The sequence below is a fragment of the Caloramator proteoclasticus DSM 10124 genome (assembly GCF_900129265.1).
In the GTDB taxonomy this organism is placed as follows: Bacteria; Bacillota; Clostridia; order Clostridiales; family Caloramatoraceae; genus Thermobrachium; species Thermobrachium proteoclasticum.
Window position 1 is genome coordinate 21,505 of record NZ_FQVG01000025.1, and the last position, 16,306, is coordinate 37,810.

At 32.8% G+C, this 16,306-nt stretch carries 17 protein-coding genes; 16 read left to right on the forward strand and 1 reads right to left on the reverse strand.

Annotated elements, in window-relative coordinates; all coding sequences use genetic code 11:
* Positions 1-20: 20 nt before the first annotated feature.
* The 15 genes from cdaA to BUB63_RS07195 all read left to right on the forward strand — a co-directional run bounded on the left by cdaA (position 21) and on the right by BUB63_RS07195 (position 15,002).
* Positions 21-863 (forward strand): diadenylate cyclase CdaA, encoded by an 843-nt coding sequence (cdaA, locus tag BUB63_RS07125; RefSeq protein WP_027307591.1) that lies wholly within the window; start codon positions 21-23, stop codon positions 861-863.
* On the forward strand, positions 836-2,044 hold the full coding sequence (locus tag BUB63_RS07130; protein WP_073248745.1) for a CdaR family protein: 1,209 nt from the start codon (positions 836-838) through the stop codon (positions 2,042-2,044). The genes cdaA and BUB63_RS07130 overlap by 28 nt, the downstream gene beginning before the upstream one ends.
* Before the next feature lie 12 nt (positions 2,045-2,056).
* A complete protein-coding gene (locus BUB63_RS07135) occupies positions 2,057-3,661 on the forward strand; it encodes an NAD(P)/FAD-dependent oxidoreductase (RefSeq protein ID WP_073248747.1) in 1,605 nt (534 codons plus the stop codon).
* Positions 3,662-3,802: 141 nt separating this feature from the next.
* The gene (gene buk, locus BUB63_RS07140; protein WP_073248749.1) at positions 3,803-4,885 is read left to right on the forward strand and encodes a butyrate kinase; all 1,083 of its coding nucleotides are present in this window, start codon (positions 3,803-3,805) and stop codon (positions 4,883-4,885) included.
* Complete coding sequence (gene ptb, locus BUB63_RS07145) at positions 4,882-5,784, forward strand: phosphate butyryltransferase (RefSeq protein ID WP_073248751.1); 903 nt, start codon at positions 4,882-4,884, stop codon at positions 5,782-5,784. The genes buk (BUB63_RS07140) and ptb overlap by 4 nt, the downstream gene beginning before the upstream one ends.
* A 17-nt stretch (positions 5,785-5,801) precedes the next feature.
* Positions 5,802-6,869 (forward strand): butyrate kinase, encoded by a 1,068-nt coding sequence (gene buk, locus BUB63_RS07150; protein WP_073248753.1) that lies wholly within the window; start codon positions 5,802-5,804, stop codon positions 6,867-6,869.
* Between the two features lie 11 nt (positions 6,870-6,880).
* Positions 6,881-7,561, forward strand: coding sequence for a nucleotide-binding protein (locus tag BUB63_RS07155; RefSeq protein ID WP_035165636.1), 681 nt, complete (start codon positions 6,881-6,883; stop codon positions 7,559-7,561).
* Positions 7,562-7,586: 25 nt separating this feature from the next.
* On the forward strand, positions 7,587-7,796 hold the full coding sequence (locus BUB63_RS07160) for a 4Fe-4S binding protein (RefSeq protein WP_018661041.1): 210 nt from the start codon (positions 7,587-7,589) through the stop codon (positions 7,794-7,796).
* Positions 7,797-7,819: 23 nt separating this feature from the next.
* Positions 7,820-8,890 (forward strand): 3-methyl-2-oxobutanoate dehydrogenase subunit VorB, encoded by a 1,071-nt coding sequence (locus BUB63_RS07165; protein ID WP_027307584.1) that lies wholly within the window; start codon positions 7,820-7,822, stop codon positions 8,888-8,890.
* Positions 8,890-9,642 (forward strand): thiamine pyrophosphate-dependent enzyme, encoded by a 753-nt coding sequence (locus BUB63_RS07170; RefSeq protein WP_027307583.1) that lies wholly within the window; start codon positions 8,890-8,892, stop codon positions 9,640-9,642. The genes BUB63_RS07165 and BUB63_RS07170 overlap by 1 nt, the downstream gene beginning before the upstream one ends.
* A 1-nt stretch (position 9,643) precedes the next feature.
* Positions 9,644-10,174: a 2-oxoacid:acceptor oxidoreductase family protein gene (locus tag BUB63_RS07175; RefSeq protein WP_027307582.1), complete on the forward strand. Its 531-nt coding sequence runs from the start codon at positions 9,644-9,646 to the stop codon at positions 10,172-10,174.
* A gap of 140 nt (positions 10,175-10,314) precedes the next feature.
* Positions 10,315-11,346 (forward strand): ABC transporter substrate-binding protein, encoded by a 1,032-nt coding sequence (locus BUB63_RS07180; RefSeq protein ID WP_341465375.1) that lies wholly within the window; start codon positions 10,315-10,317, stop codon positions 11,344-11,346.
* Positions 11,347-11,402: 56 nt separating this feature from the next.
* Positions 11,403-12,521: an ABC transporter ATP-binding protein gene (locus tag BUB63_RS07185; protein WP_027307580.1), complete on the forward strand. Its 1,119-nt coding sequence runs from the start codon at positions 11,403-11,405 to the stop codon at positions 12,519-12,521.
* Positions 12,514-14,166 (forward strand): ABC transporter permease, encoded by a 1,653-nt coding sequence (locus BUB63_RS07190; RefSeq protein ID WP_073248755.1) that lies wholly within the window; start codon positions 12,514-12,516, stop codon positions 14,164-14,166. The genes BUB63_RS07185 and BUB63_RS07190 overlap by 8 nt, the downstream gene beginning before the upstream one ends.
* Before the next feature lie 14 nt (positions 14,167-14,180).
* Positions 14,181-15,002: a Cof-type HAD-IIB family hydrolase gene (locus BUB63_RS07195; protein WP_035165635.1), complete on the forward strand. Its 822-nt coding sequence runs from the start codon at positions 14,181-14,183 to the stop codon at positions 15,000-15,002.
* Positions 15,003-15,022: 20 nt separating this feature from the next.
* Here the strand turns inward: BUB63_RS07195 and BUB63_RS07200 are convergent, their stop codons facing one another.
* Positions 15,023-15,805 (reverse strand): response regulator transcription factor, encoded by a 783-nt coding sequence (locus BUB63_RS07200; protein WP_073248757.1) that lies wholly within the window; start codon positions 15,803-15,805, stop codon positions 15,023-15,025.
* Positions 15,806-16,147: 342 nt separating this feature from the next.
* Between BUB63_RS07200 and BUB63_RS13365 the strand changes: the two genes are divergently transcribed.
* The coding region (locus tag BUB63_RS13365; protein WP_200790197.1) for a transposase at positions 16,148-16,306 on the forward strand (159 nt) is incomplete at its 3' end.

The following is a 16,306-nucleotide window of genomic DNA, read 5'->3' on the forward strand; positions in this document are numbered from 1 at the left end:
CTATTAAGGGGTTGGCTGCTATGTTTGATTTAAATAGTATGATTTCAATTATTAAACACGTAACAATCTTAAATGTAATTGACATTTTAATTGTTGCTTATATTTTTTATAAGTTATTTACATTAATTAGAAAAACAAGAGCAGAACAGCTGGTAAAGGGACTTGTGTTTATATTATTAGTTATGAAGGCCAGTGAAATATTAGGATTTATAACTTTACATTGGCTAATTCAAAACACATTAACAGTAGGTTTGATTGCACTTATAATTATATTTCAGCCAGAACTTAGGAAGGCACTTGAGCACCTTGGAAGAAGCAAAATATTAAACAGAAGACTATTTGATAGTGATGAAGAGGTAGAAAAGGTTGTAAATGAAATTGTTATTGCAGCAGATAATATGTCTAAGAATAAGACAGGAGCTTTGATTGTAATTGAACAGGATACAGGTCTTAATGATTACGTAGAAAGCGGAACAGTAATTGATGGTGTTGTTTCATCACAGCTTTTAGAAAATATATTTGTAGAAAATACTCCACTTCACGATGGTGCTGTAATTATTAGAAAAGATAGAATTGTAGCTGCATCCTGTGTTTTACCATTGACTGAACAGTTTGTATCAAAGGAACTTGGTACAAGACATAGGGCTGCAATAGGTATAACAGAAACTTGTGATGCAATAGCAGTTGTTGTTTCAGAGGAAACAGGTATAATTTCAATATCTATTAACGGTAAGCTTGTTAGGGGGTATAATGCAGAAAGATTAAAAAAGGTTTTATATGGTGTATTAAAGAAAAATATAGAAATAGATACAACATTGTTTAAGAGGGTGAAAATATGGCTGTCAAAGATAAACAGCAAATAATGGCAATAACAGCTTCTATTTTTATAGCTTTTATACTTTGGCTTTATGTTATGGGGGAAAAGAATCCAGTTTTAGTTAGAACAATTGAAGATATACCGGTTACTCTCTATAACACAGAAAATATAGCTCGCTCTAATTTGGTTATGTTGCCTGAACAAACCTTTACAATAAACCTTACTATAAAGGGAAGGGCTCTTGATGTCTTTAAGGTGACTAAGGATGACTTTAAGGTAGAGGCTGATATGGGAGGTTATCTAAAGAGGGGAGATAACAACATACCAGTTGAGATAAGAAGAAAGCCCCAAGGTATTGAAGTTGTAAGTGAAGGTATTTTTCCGTATATAAGAGTAAAGCTTGATAATCTTGTTGCAAAAGCCTTTCCTGTTAATATAAATGTAACAGGAATACCTAAACAAGGCTATGATAATTTAGAACCAGTTGTTAAACCATCTGAAATATTAGTAGTTGGACCAGAGGAATATATAAATAAAGTTAATTATGTTGAGGGCCAGGTGGATATAACTGGTGCGTTTTCTGATATCAGTAATTCAATTGTAGTAAAGCCCTATGATAGAGAAAGAAAACAAGTTTTAAATGTAGAAACAGATCCAAGGTATGTAGATGTATTTGTAAGTATAAAATCAGCAAAACAAGTACCTATAAAGGTAGTTACAAAAAATTCACTACCAAAGGGAAAAACGATAAAGTCCATTAATTTAACTGAACCTAATATCTATATTTTAGGCGATTCAAATGTTTTAAATAATATAAAGCAAATAGAAACAAAACCTATAGATTTACAAAATATTTATCAAACTACATCAATACAGGTTGAACTTAATATCCCAAAGGGTATTTATCTAAAAAATAAAGAAAGTAGCATATTAGTAGAATTATCTGTAGAAAATATCATACAAAAGGAGATAAAACTTCCTATAAGCATACAAAATCAAAATGGAGAATATGTTTATAGTCCTGCTTCTGAAGAAGTCAATTTATTAATAAGAGGAAGTGAAAGTCAATTAAACCAAATTGATTTAAATCAGTTTATGGCAGTTTTAGATGTATCTGAATTATCAGAAGGGGAATTTGCACTTCCGATAAAAATAATAAAGCCTGAACAATTTGAAATAGTAAGTATTGAACCAGAAAAGATAAAGATAAAAATAAACAAAAAATAATGGAGGTATTGTATGACAATAAGAGTTAACAACATAAGAATTTCATTAGATGACAGTATAGATAAGGTTTTAGATATAGCCTGCAAAATGGCAAAGGTTAATAAGAAGGATATTTGGGATTATAAAATATTAAAGGAATCAATAGATGCAAGAAGAAAAAATAAGATAGATTTTGTTTATCAGGTTGAATTTAAATGTAATAATGAATCAAGGGTTGTAGCAAAGGCAAATTCTAAGGATGTATTATTAGATGATACATATCTTGATGAAAACTACTGTTTCGGAGAAGAAAAATTGTTAAAGAGACCAATAATAGTTGGAACAGGACCGGCAGGGCTTTTTGCCGGTCTTATTTTGGCAAAAAACGGTTACAGACCAATTATTTTGGAAAGAGGATCAAGTGTTGAAAAAAGAACTAAAGATATACAAAATTTCTGGAATACAGGAGAATTGAATTTAGATAGTAATGTGCAGTTCGGTGAAGGTGGAGCAGGAACCTTTTCCGATGGAAAACTTACTACAAGAATAAAGGATACAAGAATAACCTATGTTCTTGAAGAGTTTGTAGAGGCTGGAGCTCCACCGGAAATAATGTATTCTGGAAAACCACACATAGGTACAGATATACTTCAGACGGTAGTAAAAAATATAAGGGAGAAAATAAAATCCTTTGGAGGAGAAGTAAAATTTGATTCAAAGGTTACAGATATAATAGTTAAAGACAATAAAATTCAGGGTGTAATAGTTAATAACGAATACGAAATAGATTCGGACGTAGTTATATTTGCAATAGGTCATAGTGCACGAGATACCTATGAAATGCTTCTAAAAAGAGGTGTTGAGTTTGAACAAAAACCCTTTGCAATAGGTGTTAGAATAGAACATCTTCAGAGTATGATTGATGAAAATCAATATGGAAAATTTGCAAAACATCCTAAACTAAAGGCAGCAGATTATAGACTAACCTTTACAAGTAAAACATATGGAAGACCTTGTTATAGTTTTTGTATGTGTCCAGGAGGAACAGTTGTAGCAGCAGCATCAGAGGAAAATAGACTTGTAACAAATGGTATGAGCGAATATAAAAGAGATAAGGACAATGCAAATAGTGCGATAGTTGTGGGAGTAGGCTCTCCTGATTTTGCAAGTTCACATCCCCTTGCTGGAATGGAGTTTCAAAGATATTATGAAGAGTTAGCATATAGAGTAGGTGGAGGGGAGTATGTTGCTCCTATTCAACTTGTTGGTGATTTTCTAAAGGATGAGGTTTCTAAGAAACTTGGCAAGGTTAAACCAAGCTATACAAGAGGATATAACTTTGCGAATTTAAGTGATTGTTTGCCTAATTATGTTATAGGTGCTTTAAAAGAGGCACTATATGATTTTGACAAAAAAATAAAAGGATTTGCAAGTTATGATGCAATTTTGACTGGGATTGAAACAAGAACTTCAGCACCTGTAAAAATTATAAGAATGGAAAATTTCGAATCCAGCACAATAAAAGGTCTATATCCATCAGGTGAAGGGGCAGGATATGCTGGGGGGATAATGTCTGCTGCAGTTGATGGAATAAAAACAGCTGAAAAAATAATGCAAAAATATGCACCAATTGAATAAAAAATGTATACTAATTTGTTAAATATGCATAATAAATTTTAAATATTTTTGTTGCAAATATGGGGTATTATACAGTAAAATAAGAATAGATAAAGTTTTTAGAAAATTATAATATAAATTTCAAATAGGGGTGGAGTTTTTATGAGGGGACTAATTCTTGCAATAAATCCAGGGTCAACGTCGACAAAAATTGCAGTATTCCAAAAAGATGTGAAGGTAAAACAAACAAATATCACTCACGATGCAACAGAACTTGCAAAATATGAAAAAATTGCAGACCAGTTTGATTTTAGAAAAAAACAAATTTTAGAGTATTTAAAAAAAGAGGGTATAAAGATAGAAGATTTTGATTGTATTGTGGGACGTGGTGGACTTTTAAGACCTATGCCATCGGGTACATATAAAGTTACTGATAAAATGATTGAGGATTTAAAGATAGGTTTTCAAGGAGAGCACGCATCTAATTTAGGGGGAATAATTGCAAAGTCTATAGCAAACGAGATAGGAAAGGAAGCATATATTGTTGACCCTGTTGCAGTTGATGAGTTTGAGGATATAGCAAGAATTTCAGGTATACCAGAAATTAAAAGAAGGTCCCTTGTTCATGCTTTAAACATTAAAGCTGTATCAAGAAGGGTAGCAAAGGATTTAGGAAAAAGCCTAAATGACTGCAACTTTATAGTAGCACATTTAGGCGGAGGAATATCTGTTGCACCTTTAAAAAAAGGAAAAATAGTAGATGTTAATAACGCAAATGAAAGTGGGCCCTTTTCACCAGAGAGGTGTGGACAGGTGCCTGTTGGTGATTTAGTTAAGCTTGCTTTTTCGGGTAAATATACTCAAAAAGAATTAAAAAAGAAGATGGTAGGTCAGGCAGGACTTGTGGGGTATTTAGGTACAAATGATGCACGTGTTGTAGAAGAGATGATTAAAAATGGTGACAAAAAGGCAAAACTAATATTTGAGGCTATGTGTTATCAAATAGGAAAAGAAATAGGTGCAGCAAGTACAGTTTTATTTGGAAATGTTGACAAAATAATTTTAACTGGAGGACTTGCATATTCACAAAGACTTGTAGAATACATAACTGATATGGTTAAGTTTATAGCAGATGTTGTAGTAATTCCGGGAGAAGATGAAATGCAGGCCTTAGCAGAAGGTGCCTATAGAGTCCTAATAGGTGAAGAGATGGCTAAAATTTATGAAGAAGAGGTGAAAATATGATAAGAACCTTTGATGAAATTTTAAACAAAGTTAAGTGTGGTGTGAGAAAGAAGATTGCAGTTGCAGTAGCACAAGATGAACCAGTTTTAGAGGCAGTAAGAGATGCAAAGAATATGGGACTTGCAGATGCTGTTTTAGTTGGAGATAAGGAAAAAATTCAAGAGATAGCAAACGCATTAGGAATTAATTTAGACGATTTTGAAGTAATTGATGAGAAGGACAACTCAAAGGCTGCTATGAAGGCAGTTGAACTTGTTTCAACAAAGAAGGCAGATATGTTAATGAAGGGGCTAATAGATACTGCAACCTTTTTAAGAGCAGTTCTTGATAAAGAAAAGGGATTAAGGACAGGAAGAGTATTATCACACGTTGCGGTTTTTGAAGTTCCAGCACTTCAAAGAATTCTACTTGTAACAGATGCTGCAATGAATATAGCACCAGATTTAAATACTAAAAAACAAATACTTGAAAATGCAGTAAAGGTAGCACATGCAATTGGAATTGAAGTTCCAAAGGTTGCACCTGTATGTGCAGTTGAGGTTGTAAACCCAGATATGCAGCCAACCCTTGATGCAGCAGCTCTATCAAAGATGAATGATAGAGGACAAATAAAGGGATGTATAGTTGATGGACCGCTTGCAATAGATAATGCTCTATCAGAGGAGGCGGCAAAGCACAAGGGAATTAAGAGTCCAGTTGCAGGTCAGGCAGATATTATACTTGTTCCAAATATTGAAACAGGTAATGTTATGTACAAGACATTAACATATACTGCAAATGCAAAGAATGGAGGAATTCTTGTTGGGGCAGCAGCACCAGTAATATTAACCTCAAGAGCTGACAGTAATGAAAGTAAGCTTTATTCAATAGCTCTTGCGTGCCTTGTTGCGTGCCTATAAAAAAAGGAGGATGTACTATGTATAGAATGCTAATAATAAACCCTGGTTCTACATCAACTAAAATAGCAGTTTATGATGATTTAAACCCAGTATTTGTAGAAACATTAAGACATTCAGCAGAAGAATTAGCACCCTATGCAACTATATTTGATCAATATGAATTTAGAAAAAATGTTATTATAAAGGCAGTTGAAGAAAAGGGAATAGATTTAGGCACATTAAATGCAGTAGTTGGCCGTGGAGGACTTTTAAAACCAATTGAGGGCGGAACATACTCAGTAAATGAAAATATGATTGAGGATTTAAAAATAGGTGTACAAGGACAGCACGCTTCAAATTTAGGTGGAGTAATTGCATTTGAAATAGCTAAAAAATATAATATACCTTCCTTTATAGTTGACCCTGTTGTGGTTGATGAAATGCAGGATGTTGCAAGAATATCAGGTATGCCAGAGATTGAAAGAAAGAGCATATTCCACGCATTAAATCAAAAGGCTGTTGCAAAAAGGTATGCAAAGGAAAAGGGTGTAAAATACGAAGATCTAAACCTTATAGTTGCTCATATGGGTGGAGGAATTTCAGTTGGAGCTCATAAAAAAGGAAGAGTTGTTGATGTAAATAATGCACTTGATGGGGAAGGACCCTTCTCACCGGAAAGATCAGGAGGACTTCCAGTAGGAGACCTTGTTAAGATGTGCTTCTCAGGAAAATATACACAAGATGAAATAAAGAAGAAGATTACAGGCAAAGGTGGACTTGTTGCATACCTTGGAACAAATGATGGTAGAGAAGTAAAGAAGATGATGGAGGAGGGCAACAAGGAAGCAGAACTTATATACAAGGCTATGGCCTATCAAGTGGCTAAGGAAATAGGAAGCTGTGCAGCAGTTTTAAAGGGTGAAGTAGATGCTATCATATTAACAGGAGGACTTGCATACGGGGAAGAATATGTAAGCTGGATAAAGGAAAGAATAAGCTTTATTGCACCAGTTGTGGCATATCCAGGAGAAGATGAAATGCTTGCACTTGCTGAAGGTGGACTTAGAGTTTTAAAGGGTGAAGAAGCAGCTAAGGAATATAAATAGGATGTGATTATATGGAATCAAGAATTAGAATATTTACTGGACATTTTGGAAGTGGCAAAACCGAAATTTCAATAAACTATGCTATAAAACTTAGAAATGAAGGTAAGAAGGTATGTATAGCAGATCTTGATATAGTAAACCCTTACTTTTGTACAAGGGATGAAAAGGATTATCTTGAAAGTTTAGGAATAAGGGTTATAGCGACACCAAAGGAGATGGCAAATGCAGAACTTGGAACAATTCCACTTGAAACATTATCTGTATTTAATGACAAAAGCTATGATGTGGTTCTTGATGTTGGTGGTGATGACCAAGGGGCTGTTGCCCTTGGTCAATATAACAGATACTTTAATATGGAAGACTATGATATGTACTTTGTAATAAATACCACAAGACCATTTACAAAGGATGTTGATGGAATTTTAGAGTATATTAGGGACATTGAAGCCGCATCAAGGCTTAAAGTAAAGTATTTGATTAATAATTCCAACTTATCCTATGAAACAAAAATTGAGGATATACTAAATGGTCAAAATATTGTGGAAGAAGTATCAAATAGGACTAACATACCAATCAAATATACAGTTGTTAGAGAAGATTTAGTAGAAGAAGTAAAGGACAAAATTAAAAACGAGATATTCCCAATCAAGATATTTATGCTCCCTCCTTGGAGAAAATATCTTGATGAATAAATAATTATAAAATAGGAGGTAGACTATGGGAAAGGTAACTTTTAGAGAAGAAAGATGCAAAGGCTGTGGACTTTGTATCGAAGTTTGCCCTGTAAAAATAATTGAATTTGATGAAAAACTAAACACAAAGGGATATCATCCAGCAACTGTAAAGGGAGATAATATGCAAAAGTGTATCGCTTGTGCATCTTGTGCAAGAATATGTCCTGATGTAGTAATAAAGGTTGAAAAATAAAGGGTTTAAGGAGGTAAGCTTAGATGGCTGATAAGGTTTTAATGAAGGGAAATGAAGCAATAGGTGAAGCTGCCATTCATGCAGGATGCCAATGTTTCTTTGGATATCCTATAACACCACAAACAGAAGTTGCAGCTTATATGTCAAGGAGAATGCCAAAGGTAGGAAGAGTTTTCCTACAAGCGGAAAGTGAAGTAGCAGCAATAAATATGGTTTATGGTGCTGCAGGTGCAGGAGTTAGAGTAATGACTTCTTCATCAAGCCCAGGTATAAGCTTAAAGGCAGAAGGTATTTCATATATAGCAGGTGCAGAGCTTCCTTGCGTAATTATTAATATAGTTCGTGGAGGTCCAGGACTTGGAGGTATACAACCAGCACAATCAGATTACTTCCAAGCAACTAAGGGTGGTGGACACGGAGATTACAGATTAGTAGTGTTTGCCCCAGCATCAGTTCAGGAAATGGTTGATCTTGTTCAAGATGCCTTTGATGTTGCAGACAAGTATAGAAATCCTGTTATGGTTATGGGAGATGGTATGCTTGGACAAATGATGGAACCAGTTGAATTTAAGGAAAGACCAAAGAAGGAACTCCCAGAGAAGACTTGGGCTGCAAATGGATTAAAGGGAAGAGAAAAGCATAACATAATAAATTCGCTTTTCCTAAAGCCAGAAGAACTTGAAGCACACAACAATAAACTTCAAGAAAAATATAGAGAGATTGAAAAGAATGAAGTTAGATATGAATTATACAATTGTGATGAAGAAATGGATCTTGTTATAGTATCATATGGTACTCTATCAAGAATATGTAAGAATGCGATTAAGATGTTAAAGAAGGAAGGAATAAATGTCGGTTTAATTAGACCAATAACTTTATGGCCATATCCAGTTGAAGCCTTTGATAAGGTTATAGATAAGACTAAGAATGGATTTATTTCAGTTGAAATGAGCTGTGGACAAATGCTTGAGGATGTTCAGCTTGCAGTTAATGGTAGAAAACCAGTTCACTTCTACGGAAGAAGTGGTGGTATGGTTCCAACTCCAGCTGAAATAGCAAACAAGATAAAGGGAATTGTAGGAGGTGCAAAATAATGACAGTAGTATTTGATAGACCAAAGGCATTACTTGATGTGCCAACTCACTATTGTCCTGGATGTACACACGGTGTTATTCATAGATTAGTTGCAGAAGTAATTGATGAGCTTGGAATACTTGACAAGACTATAGGTGTTGCACCTGTTGGATGTTCAGTTCTTGCCTATGATTATTTTGCTTGTGATATGTATGAAGCTGCACACGGAAGAGCACCAGCTGTTGCAACTGGAATTAAAAGAGCAGTACCAGACAGCGTTGTATTTACATACCAAGGAGATGGTGATCTTGCAGCCATAGGTACAGCAGAAATAGTTCACGCTGCAGCAAGAGGTGAAAAAATAACAACAATATTTGTTAACAATGCTATTTATGGTATGACTGGTGGACAAATGGCACCTACTACACTTCCAGGTCAAGTAACAGAAACTTCACCATATGGAAGAGATGTAAAGACAGCAGGCTATCCAATTAGGGTATCAGAAATGATTTCAACATTAGATGGTGCAGTATATGTTGAAAGAGTTTCAGTCGATAGCGTTCCAAATATAATAAAGGCTAAGAAAGCAATTAAGAAGGCATTTGAAATACAACTTCAAGGATTAGGATTCTCCCTTGTAGAAGTATTATCAATATGTCCAACAAACTGGGGATTATCACCAAATGAATCAGTTAAGTGGCTAAGAGACAATATGATTCCGTACTATCCACTTGGAGTTAAGAAGGATGCAACTACAGGGGAGGTGAAGTAATATGGCAAATCAAGAAATTATATTTGCTGGTTTTGGAGGACAAGGAATTCTTTCAATGGGTAAATTCTTGGCATATGCAGGACTTGAAGAAAACTTAAATGTTTCTTGGTTTCCATCATATGGGCCAGAAATGCGTGGAGGTACTTCAAACTGTTCAGTTATACTTTCAGATGAACCAGTAGGTTCACCACTTGTTGTTGATGCAACAACAGTAGTTGTTATGAATAGACCATCACTTGATAAATTCGAAAGTCACGTTGTGAAGGGTGGATTATTAATAATAGACAGTGACCTTGTAAACAGAGAACCAGAAAGAACAGATATAGAAATCATAAAGATACCTGCTCAAAAGATAGCAGAAGAAGTAGGTTCAAAGAAGATTGCTAATATGGTATTACTTGGAGCACTTGTTGAAAAGACTAAGATAGTAAAGATGGAATCACTTCTTAAGGCACTAAAGGAACACGGAAAAGAACAATTCTATGAATTAAATAAAAGGGCTCTTGAAAGAGGAGCAGAGTTTGGAAGATAATAAAAAGGCTGCATTTTGCAGCCTTTTGTATTTTATAAATTAGGTCAAAATCTTGGATATTTATATAATTATTTGGATTGTTTAGAATATTCAAACTTGGTAATATAAAAGTAAGAAAAAAATCAAAGGGGGAATTGAGTGTGAAACGAATTTTAGGTTTAGCTCTAAGTGCTGTAATGATGTTTTCATTGGCATCCTGTTCTAACTCAAAAACACAAACAACAAGTAATACTGATAATGCATCAAAAAAAGTAGTAATTTATTGTCCTCATCCTGTTGAATTCATAAATCCAATCGTTGCTGAATTTGAAAAAAGTACAGGCATTACTGCAGAAGTTGTTACTGCAGGAACAGGGGAACTTTTAAAGAGAATTGAAGCTGAAAAGGATAATCCATTAGGTGATGTGCTATGGGGAGGATCTCTGTCAACAGTAAAACCAAAGAAGGACTTTTTCCAAGAATATAAGAGTAAAAACGAAGATGCAGTATTAGATGACTGCAAGAATACAGAGGGTATGATAACAAGATTTACAATGATTCCAAGCGTTATTATGGTAAATAAGAATTTAATTGGAAATATCAAAATTGAAGGATATCAAGACTTGCTAAATCCTGCTCTAAAGGGGAAGATTGTATTTGCTGACCCATCAAAGTCTTCTTCATCCTTTGAACACCTTGTAAATATGTTATATGCAATGGGACAAGGTGACCCAAATAAGGGATGGGAATATGTTGGACAACTATGTAAGAATTTAGACGGTAAACTTTTAAGTGGTTCATCAGCAGTATATAAAGGAGTAGCTGATGGTGAATATACAGTAGGTTTAACATTTGAAGAGGCAGCAGCAAAATATGTAAAGGATGGAGCACCTGTTGAAATTATATATATGAAGGAAGGTGTCATTGCTAAACCAGACACAGTTCAAATTATTAAAGGTGCTAAGAATTTAGAAAATGCAAAGAAATTCATAGATTTTGTAACAAGCAAGGAAGCCCAAACTTTAATTGCAAATCAGTTATGTAGACGTTCAGTTAGAAAGGATGTTCCTGCAGCATCAGGTCTTAAGGCTTTAAATGAAATGAATCTAATAAAGGATGACGAGGCAACCGTAAATAAGAGCAAACAGGAATGGCTTGATAAGTTTAAAGATATATTCACAAGTAGTAAATAATAAAAATTAAGGCCTGCGACGTTTGTTGTGGGCCTAATTATTAAGGGGGTATAGATGTGAGCGTAGCTATAAAGATTGAAAATGTTGTGAAGAAATATGAAAAGACAACTGTTATACCTAATTTATCTTTAGATATTAAAAATGGTGAGTTCTTTACATTGCTTGGTCCTTCAGGATGTGGTAAGACGACTTTATTAAGAATGATAGCAGGTTTTAATAGCATAGATGGAGGCTATATTAAATTTGATGATGAAGTAATAAATGAAATACCAGCATATAAGAGAAATATAGGTATGGTATTTCAAAACTATGCAATTTTTCCACACTTAACAGTAAAAGAAAATGTTGAGTATGGGCTAAAATTGAGAAAAATACCAAAAGTTGAAAGTGACAGAAGAGTTGAAGAAATGCTAAGGACTGTTAAAATGTATGATTATAAGGATAGACTTCCAGATAGGTTATCTGGCGGTCAACAACAGAGAATTGCTCTTGCACGTGCAATTGTAATTCGCCCTAATGTTCTTCTGATGGATGAACCACTATCTAATTTGGATGCAAAATTAAGAATTGAAATGAGAAGTGTTATTAGAGATATACAAAAGGAGATAGGTATAACAACAGTTTATGTAACTCACGACCAAGAGGAGGCTCTTGCCATTTCTGATAGAATTGCTGTAATGAAGGAAGGAGTAGTTCAGCAGGTTGGTACACCTTGTCAAATATATAAACGTCCAGCTAATACATTTGTTGCAACCTTTATAGGAAGTTCAAACTTAGTTAGGGCAAAAATAAAGTTTGAAAATGATGATAAGTATATTGTATTCAATAGTGAATTTAAAATAAAAATGAATAATTTAAAAAAGAGTGTAAAGGATGGACAAAGTGTTGTTGTATCAATAAGGCCAGAGGAGTTAAAGATTTCTAATAAAGGTCTTAAAGTAAAGATTTTAAAGGGAACTTTCTTTGGAAAGTTTATAAATTATGAATTTAGGTTAAATGATGACATTGTATTTGGGGACAATAAAGTGTGTGAGTTTGTTCAAGACATTTCAGATGTAAATATATTTTTAAAAGAAAATGATGAAGTGTATTTAGAACCAGATTTAAAAAGGATTAATGTTTTTGATGAAGATGGAAGTGTAAATTTAGTAGAGGATGTGATTTTATATGAATAAGAAGATAAAATGGGATTTTTGGAGTATAGTTACTCTATCAATTTTAGTTATTTTTGCTCTGTTTTTGATATATCCTCTAACAACACTTTTCATAGATGCCTTTAAGGAGCCTTTAACATCTAAATTTACATTATCAAACTTTCAAAAGTTTTTTAGTAAAAAGTATTATTATCAAGCATTAATAAACAGCATTGTTTCGGCTACAAGTGTTACATTACTATCAATAATAATAGGTCTTCCAATTGCATATTTGATGACAGCATATAATATAAAGGGTAAAAAACTTCTTGAAATTTTAATAATAATATCTATGCTCTCTCCTCCTTTTATAGGGGCATATTCTTGGGTTTTACTTTGCGGTAGAAGTGGTGTAGTTACCAAATTTTTTAAGCAGTATCTTAATTTGAACATTCCTACGATTTATGGGTACGCAGGAATACTACTGGTGTTAACATTAAAATTATATCCATTTATTTATTTATACGTATCTGGTGCCTTAAAGAAGATAGATTCATCCTTAATTGAAGCTGCAGAGAGTTTAGGTTCAAAACCATCAAGAAAATTAGTCTTTGTTATTATTCCTTTAATATTGCCAACACTACTTGCTGGAGGATTACTGGTATTTATGAATGCAATTGCAGATTTTGGTACACCTGTTTTAATAGGAGAAGGATATAATGTAATGCCAACTCTAATTTATTCAGAATTTATAAGTGAAGTTGGCGGACAGGCAAATTTTGCTGCTGCAATGGCAACAGTTATGGTGTTTTTAACCTCAATAATATTTTTAATTCAAAGATATATAATAAATAAAAGGTCCTATGTTATGAGTTCACTTAGGCCGATACAGACTGGGAAATTGAAGGGTATTGGAAACTATTTAGCACATATATTTATTTATTTTATAGTAATATTATCAATAATACCGCAAATAACAGTAATTTATACTTCGTTTTTAAATACCAAGGGAGCGATGTTCTTACACGAATTTTCTTTAAAGAGTTATAGAACAGTATTTAGTAGATTAGGAAAATCAATTGCAAACACATATGTTTATGGACTGGTAGCAATTGTTGTTATTATTCTTATTGGAATGCTAACAGCCTATATTTCTACAAGAAGAAAAAGTACCATTACAACAATAATAGATACAGTCACAATGTTTCCATACATCATTCCTGGTTCAGTTCTTGGAATTACACTTTTACTTGCTTTTAATAAAGGATATATTATATTAAGTGGTACAGCTACTATTATGATAATTGCTTTTGTAATAAGAAGACTACCCTATACATTAAGGTCGAGTGCGGCAATACTATATCAAATAAGTCCAAGCATTGAGGAGGCTTCAATTAGTCTTGGTTGTTCACCAGTTAAAACCTTCTTTAAAGTTACAGCAAAAATGATGCTTCCAGGAGTCCTATCTGGTGCCATTTTAAGCTGGATTACAGTAATAAATGAATTAAGTGCATCAGTTATATTATATACATCAAATACAAGAACAATGTCTGTAACAATTTATACAGAAGTTGTAAGGGCAAGTTATGGTACAGCAGCAGCACTTTCAACAATATTAACAGCTACAACAATTGTTTCATTACTTATATTCTTTAAGTTAACAGGCAGCAAAAATATTAGCATATAATAGGAGGACGACCTATGGATTTTAAGGGCATATTAGTTGTATCAGATTTAGATGGTACGTTGATGGATTCTAATAAAAATATTTCAAAGAAGAATATAGAGACATTAAGGTATTTTGTTGATAAGGGAGGATTATTCACAGTTGCTACAGGGAGAACAGAGCTAAATATAAGACCCTTCATCAAAGATTTACCAATAAACTGTCCAGCTATCCTATATAATGGTGCAGCAATTTATGATTTTAAAAATGAAAAATTTATAAAGTATGCTTGTTTGGATAATAGTATTTTAGCTTATATAATTAGAGATATTTTATATGAATATAGTGAAATTTGTGTACAGATTTTTACAGTTGGAAAGATGTATATAGTATCAGGTACAAGTTATATTGACCCATATGTTATAAATGAGAAACAACCTTATGAATTAGCAAATGTTTTGGATATTGTACAGGAAAATTGGCTCAAAGTTATTTTAAATGGACAAAATGAAATGCTTAAAAGTATATTAAAAAAAATAGAAGGTATTATACCAAAAAATAAATTGAATTGTATGTTTTCTACTGATAGATATCTTGAAATTTTACCCTTTGGAGTATCAAAGGGAAGTGCATTAAAGGAGTTAATTAAATTAATGGAGATTAATCAAAATAAGGTAGTTGCAATAGGTGATTATTGTAATGACATAGAAATGATAAAAGTGGCATTTCTTGGTGTTGCAACTGAAAATGCTCATAAGGATTTAAAAAAAGCTGCAAAATGCATAACAGTAAGCAATGACAACAATGCTGTTGCTACATTAATAAATGAAGTAATACCAGAGTTTATAAGTCTATAAAAAGAGGCTGTATAGTATTTTTATTTACTATACAGCCTCTTGTCCTCCTGTTTTAGGAATTCAGTAGGAGATATATTTAGATATTTTTTAAATGTGTTAAAGAAATTTTTATAGTCCCCAAACCCGACCAAGTCAGATATTTCATATACTCTGTATTTGCCGGATATTAATAGCTCTATTGATTTTTTAATTCTATATTGGTTTAAAATGTCCATAAAAGTCTGTGATGTTATTGCCTTGAACTTTCTACTCAAATAGCTTGGACTAACTCCAAGCATTTCGGATATACCTTCAAGTGATATTTTTTTATTATAATTATTTTTTATCTCAAGTAATGCTTGATTTACATAATAGTTATCCTTGCTGTTTATTATATATGAATCAATATCAACAACAGTTTGATTATTTAATTCTATTTTATTTTTAATACTGTTTTTGATTTCCTGTTTAATATTGTTTATTGTTTTGATAAGTTCCTCTTCATCAATAGGTTTTAAAATATACTCAAATACTTTAAGGCTGATTGCTTGTTTTGCATATTCAAATTCTGAATAACTTGTTAAAATAATGCTATAGAATGATGCTTCTTTTGCAGCTCTCTTCAACATTTCAATTCCATCCATTATAGGCATTTTTATGTCTGTTATTACTATATCGGGCTTTTGTTCTTTTATTAAATTTAATCCATCTATTCCATTTGATGCTGTTCCTACAATAGTACAATCCATCGAGAGCCAATCTATGGTCAAAACAAGACCGTTTCTTATAATGTCTTCATCTTCTATTATAACAACCTTAAACATATCAACACTCCTTTTTTAAAATTAAAGGTAATGTTATGGTGACTTCAGTTCCTATGTTTTCAATACTATTAATTTCAACTCCATACTTATCTCCATATAAAAGCTGTATTCTTCTATGTACATTATATATACCTAAATGATTGCTATTGTTTTGATTTTTTTTTAATATCTTATCCTGAATTATTCATGGAATTTATTTAAAAGAGTTCTATAGCCCATATTAACTTAATTTTTTACTAAACTGCATTTCACTTAAAAAGTGAAATAAAAACATGAAAAAGAGGGCCCAAATTTGTTATAATATAGTTGCTAAACAAATACCAAACAAAGGGAGGGTTCTCAATGTTTAGTTTATATGATATTTGTTTAGAAAGCAATAGTAAAATACGATTAAATTTTGATGGTGGTGACTTATCTTCTGATACAGGATTGTTATTGCTTAAAGAATTTACTCATAAAATTGGCTTCGAAAATGTAATAAAAAGTTTATTTAAAACAAAT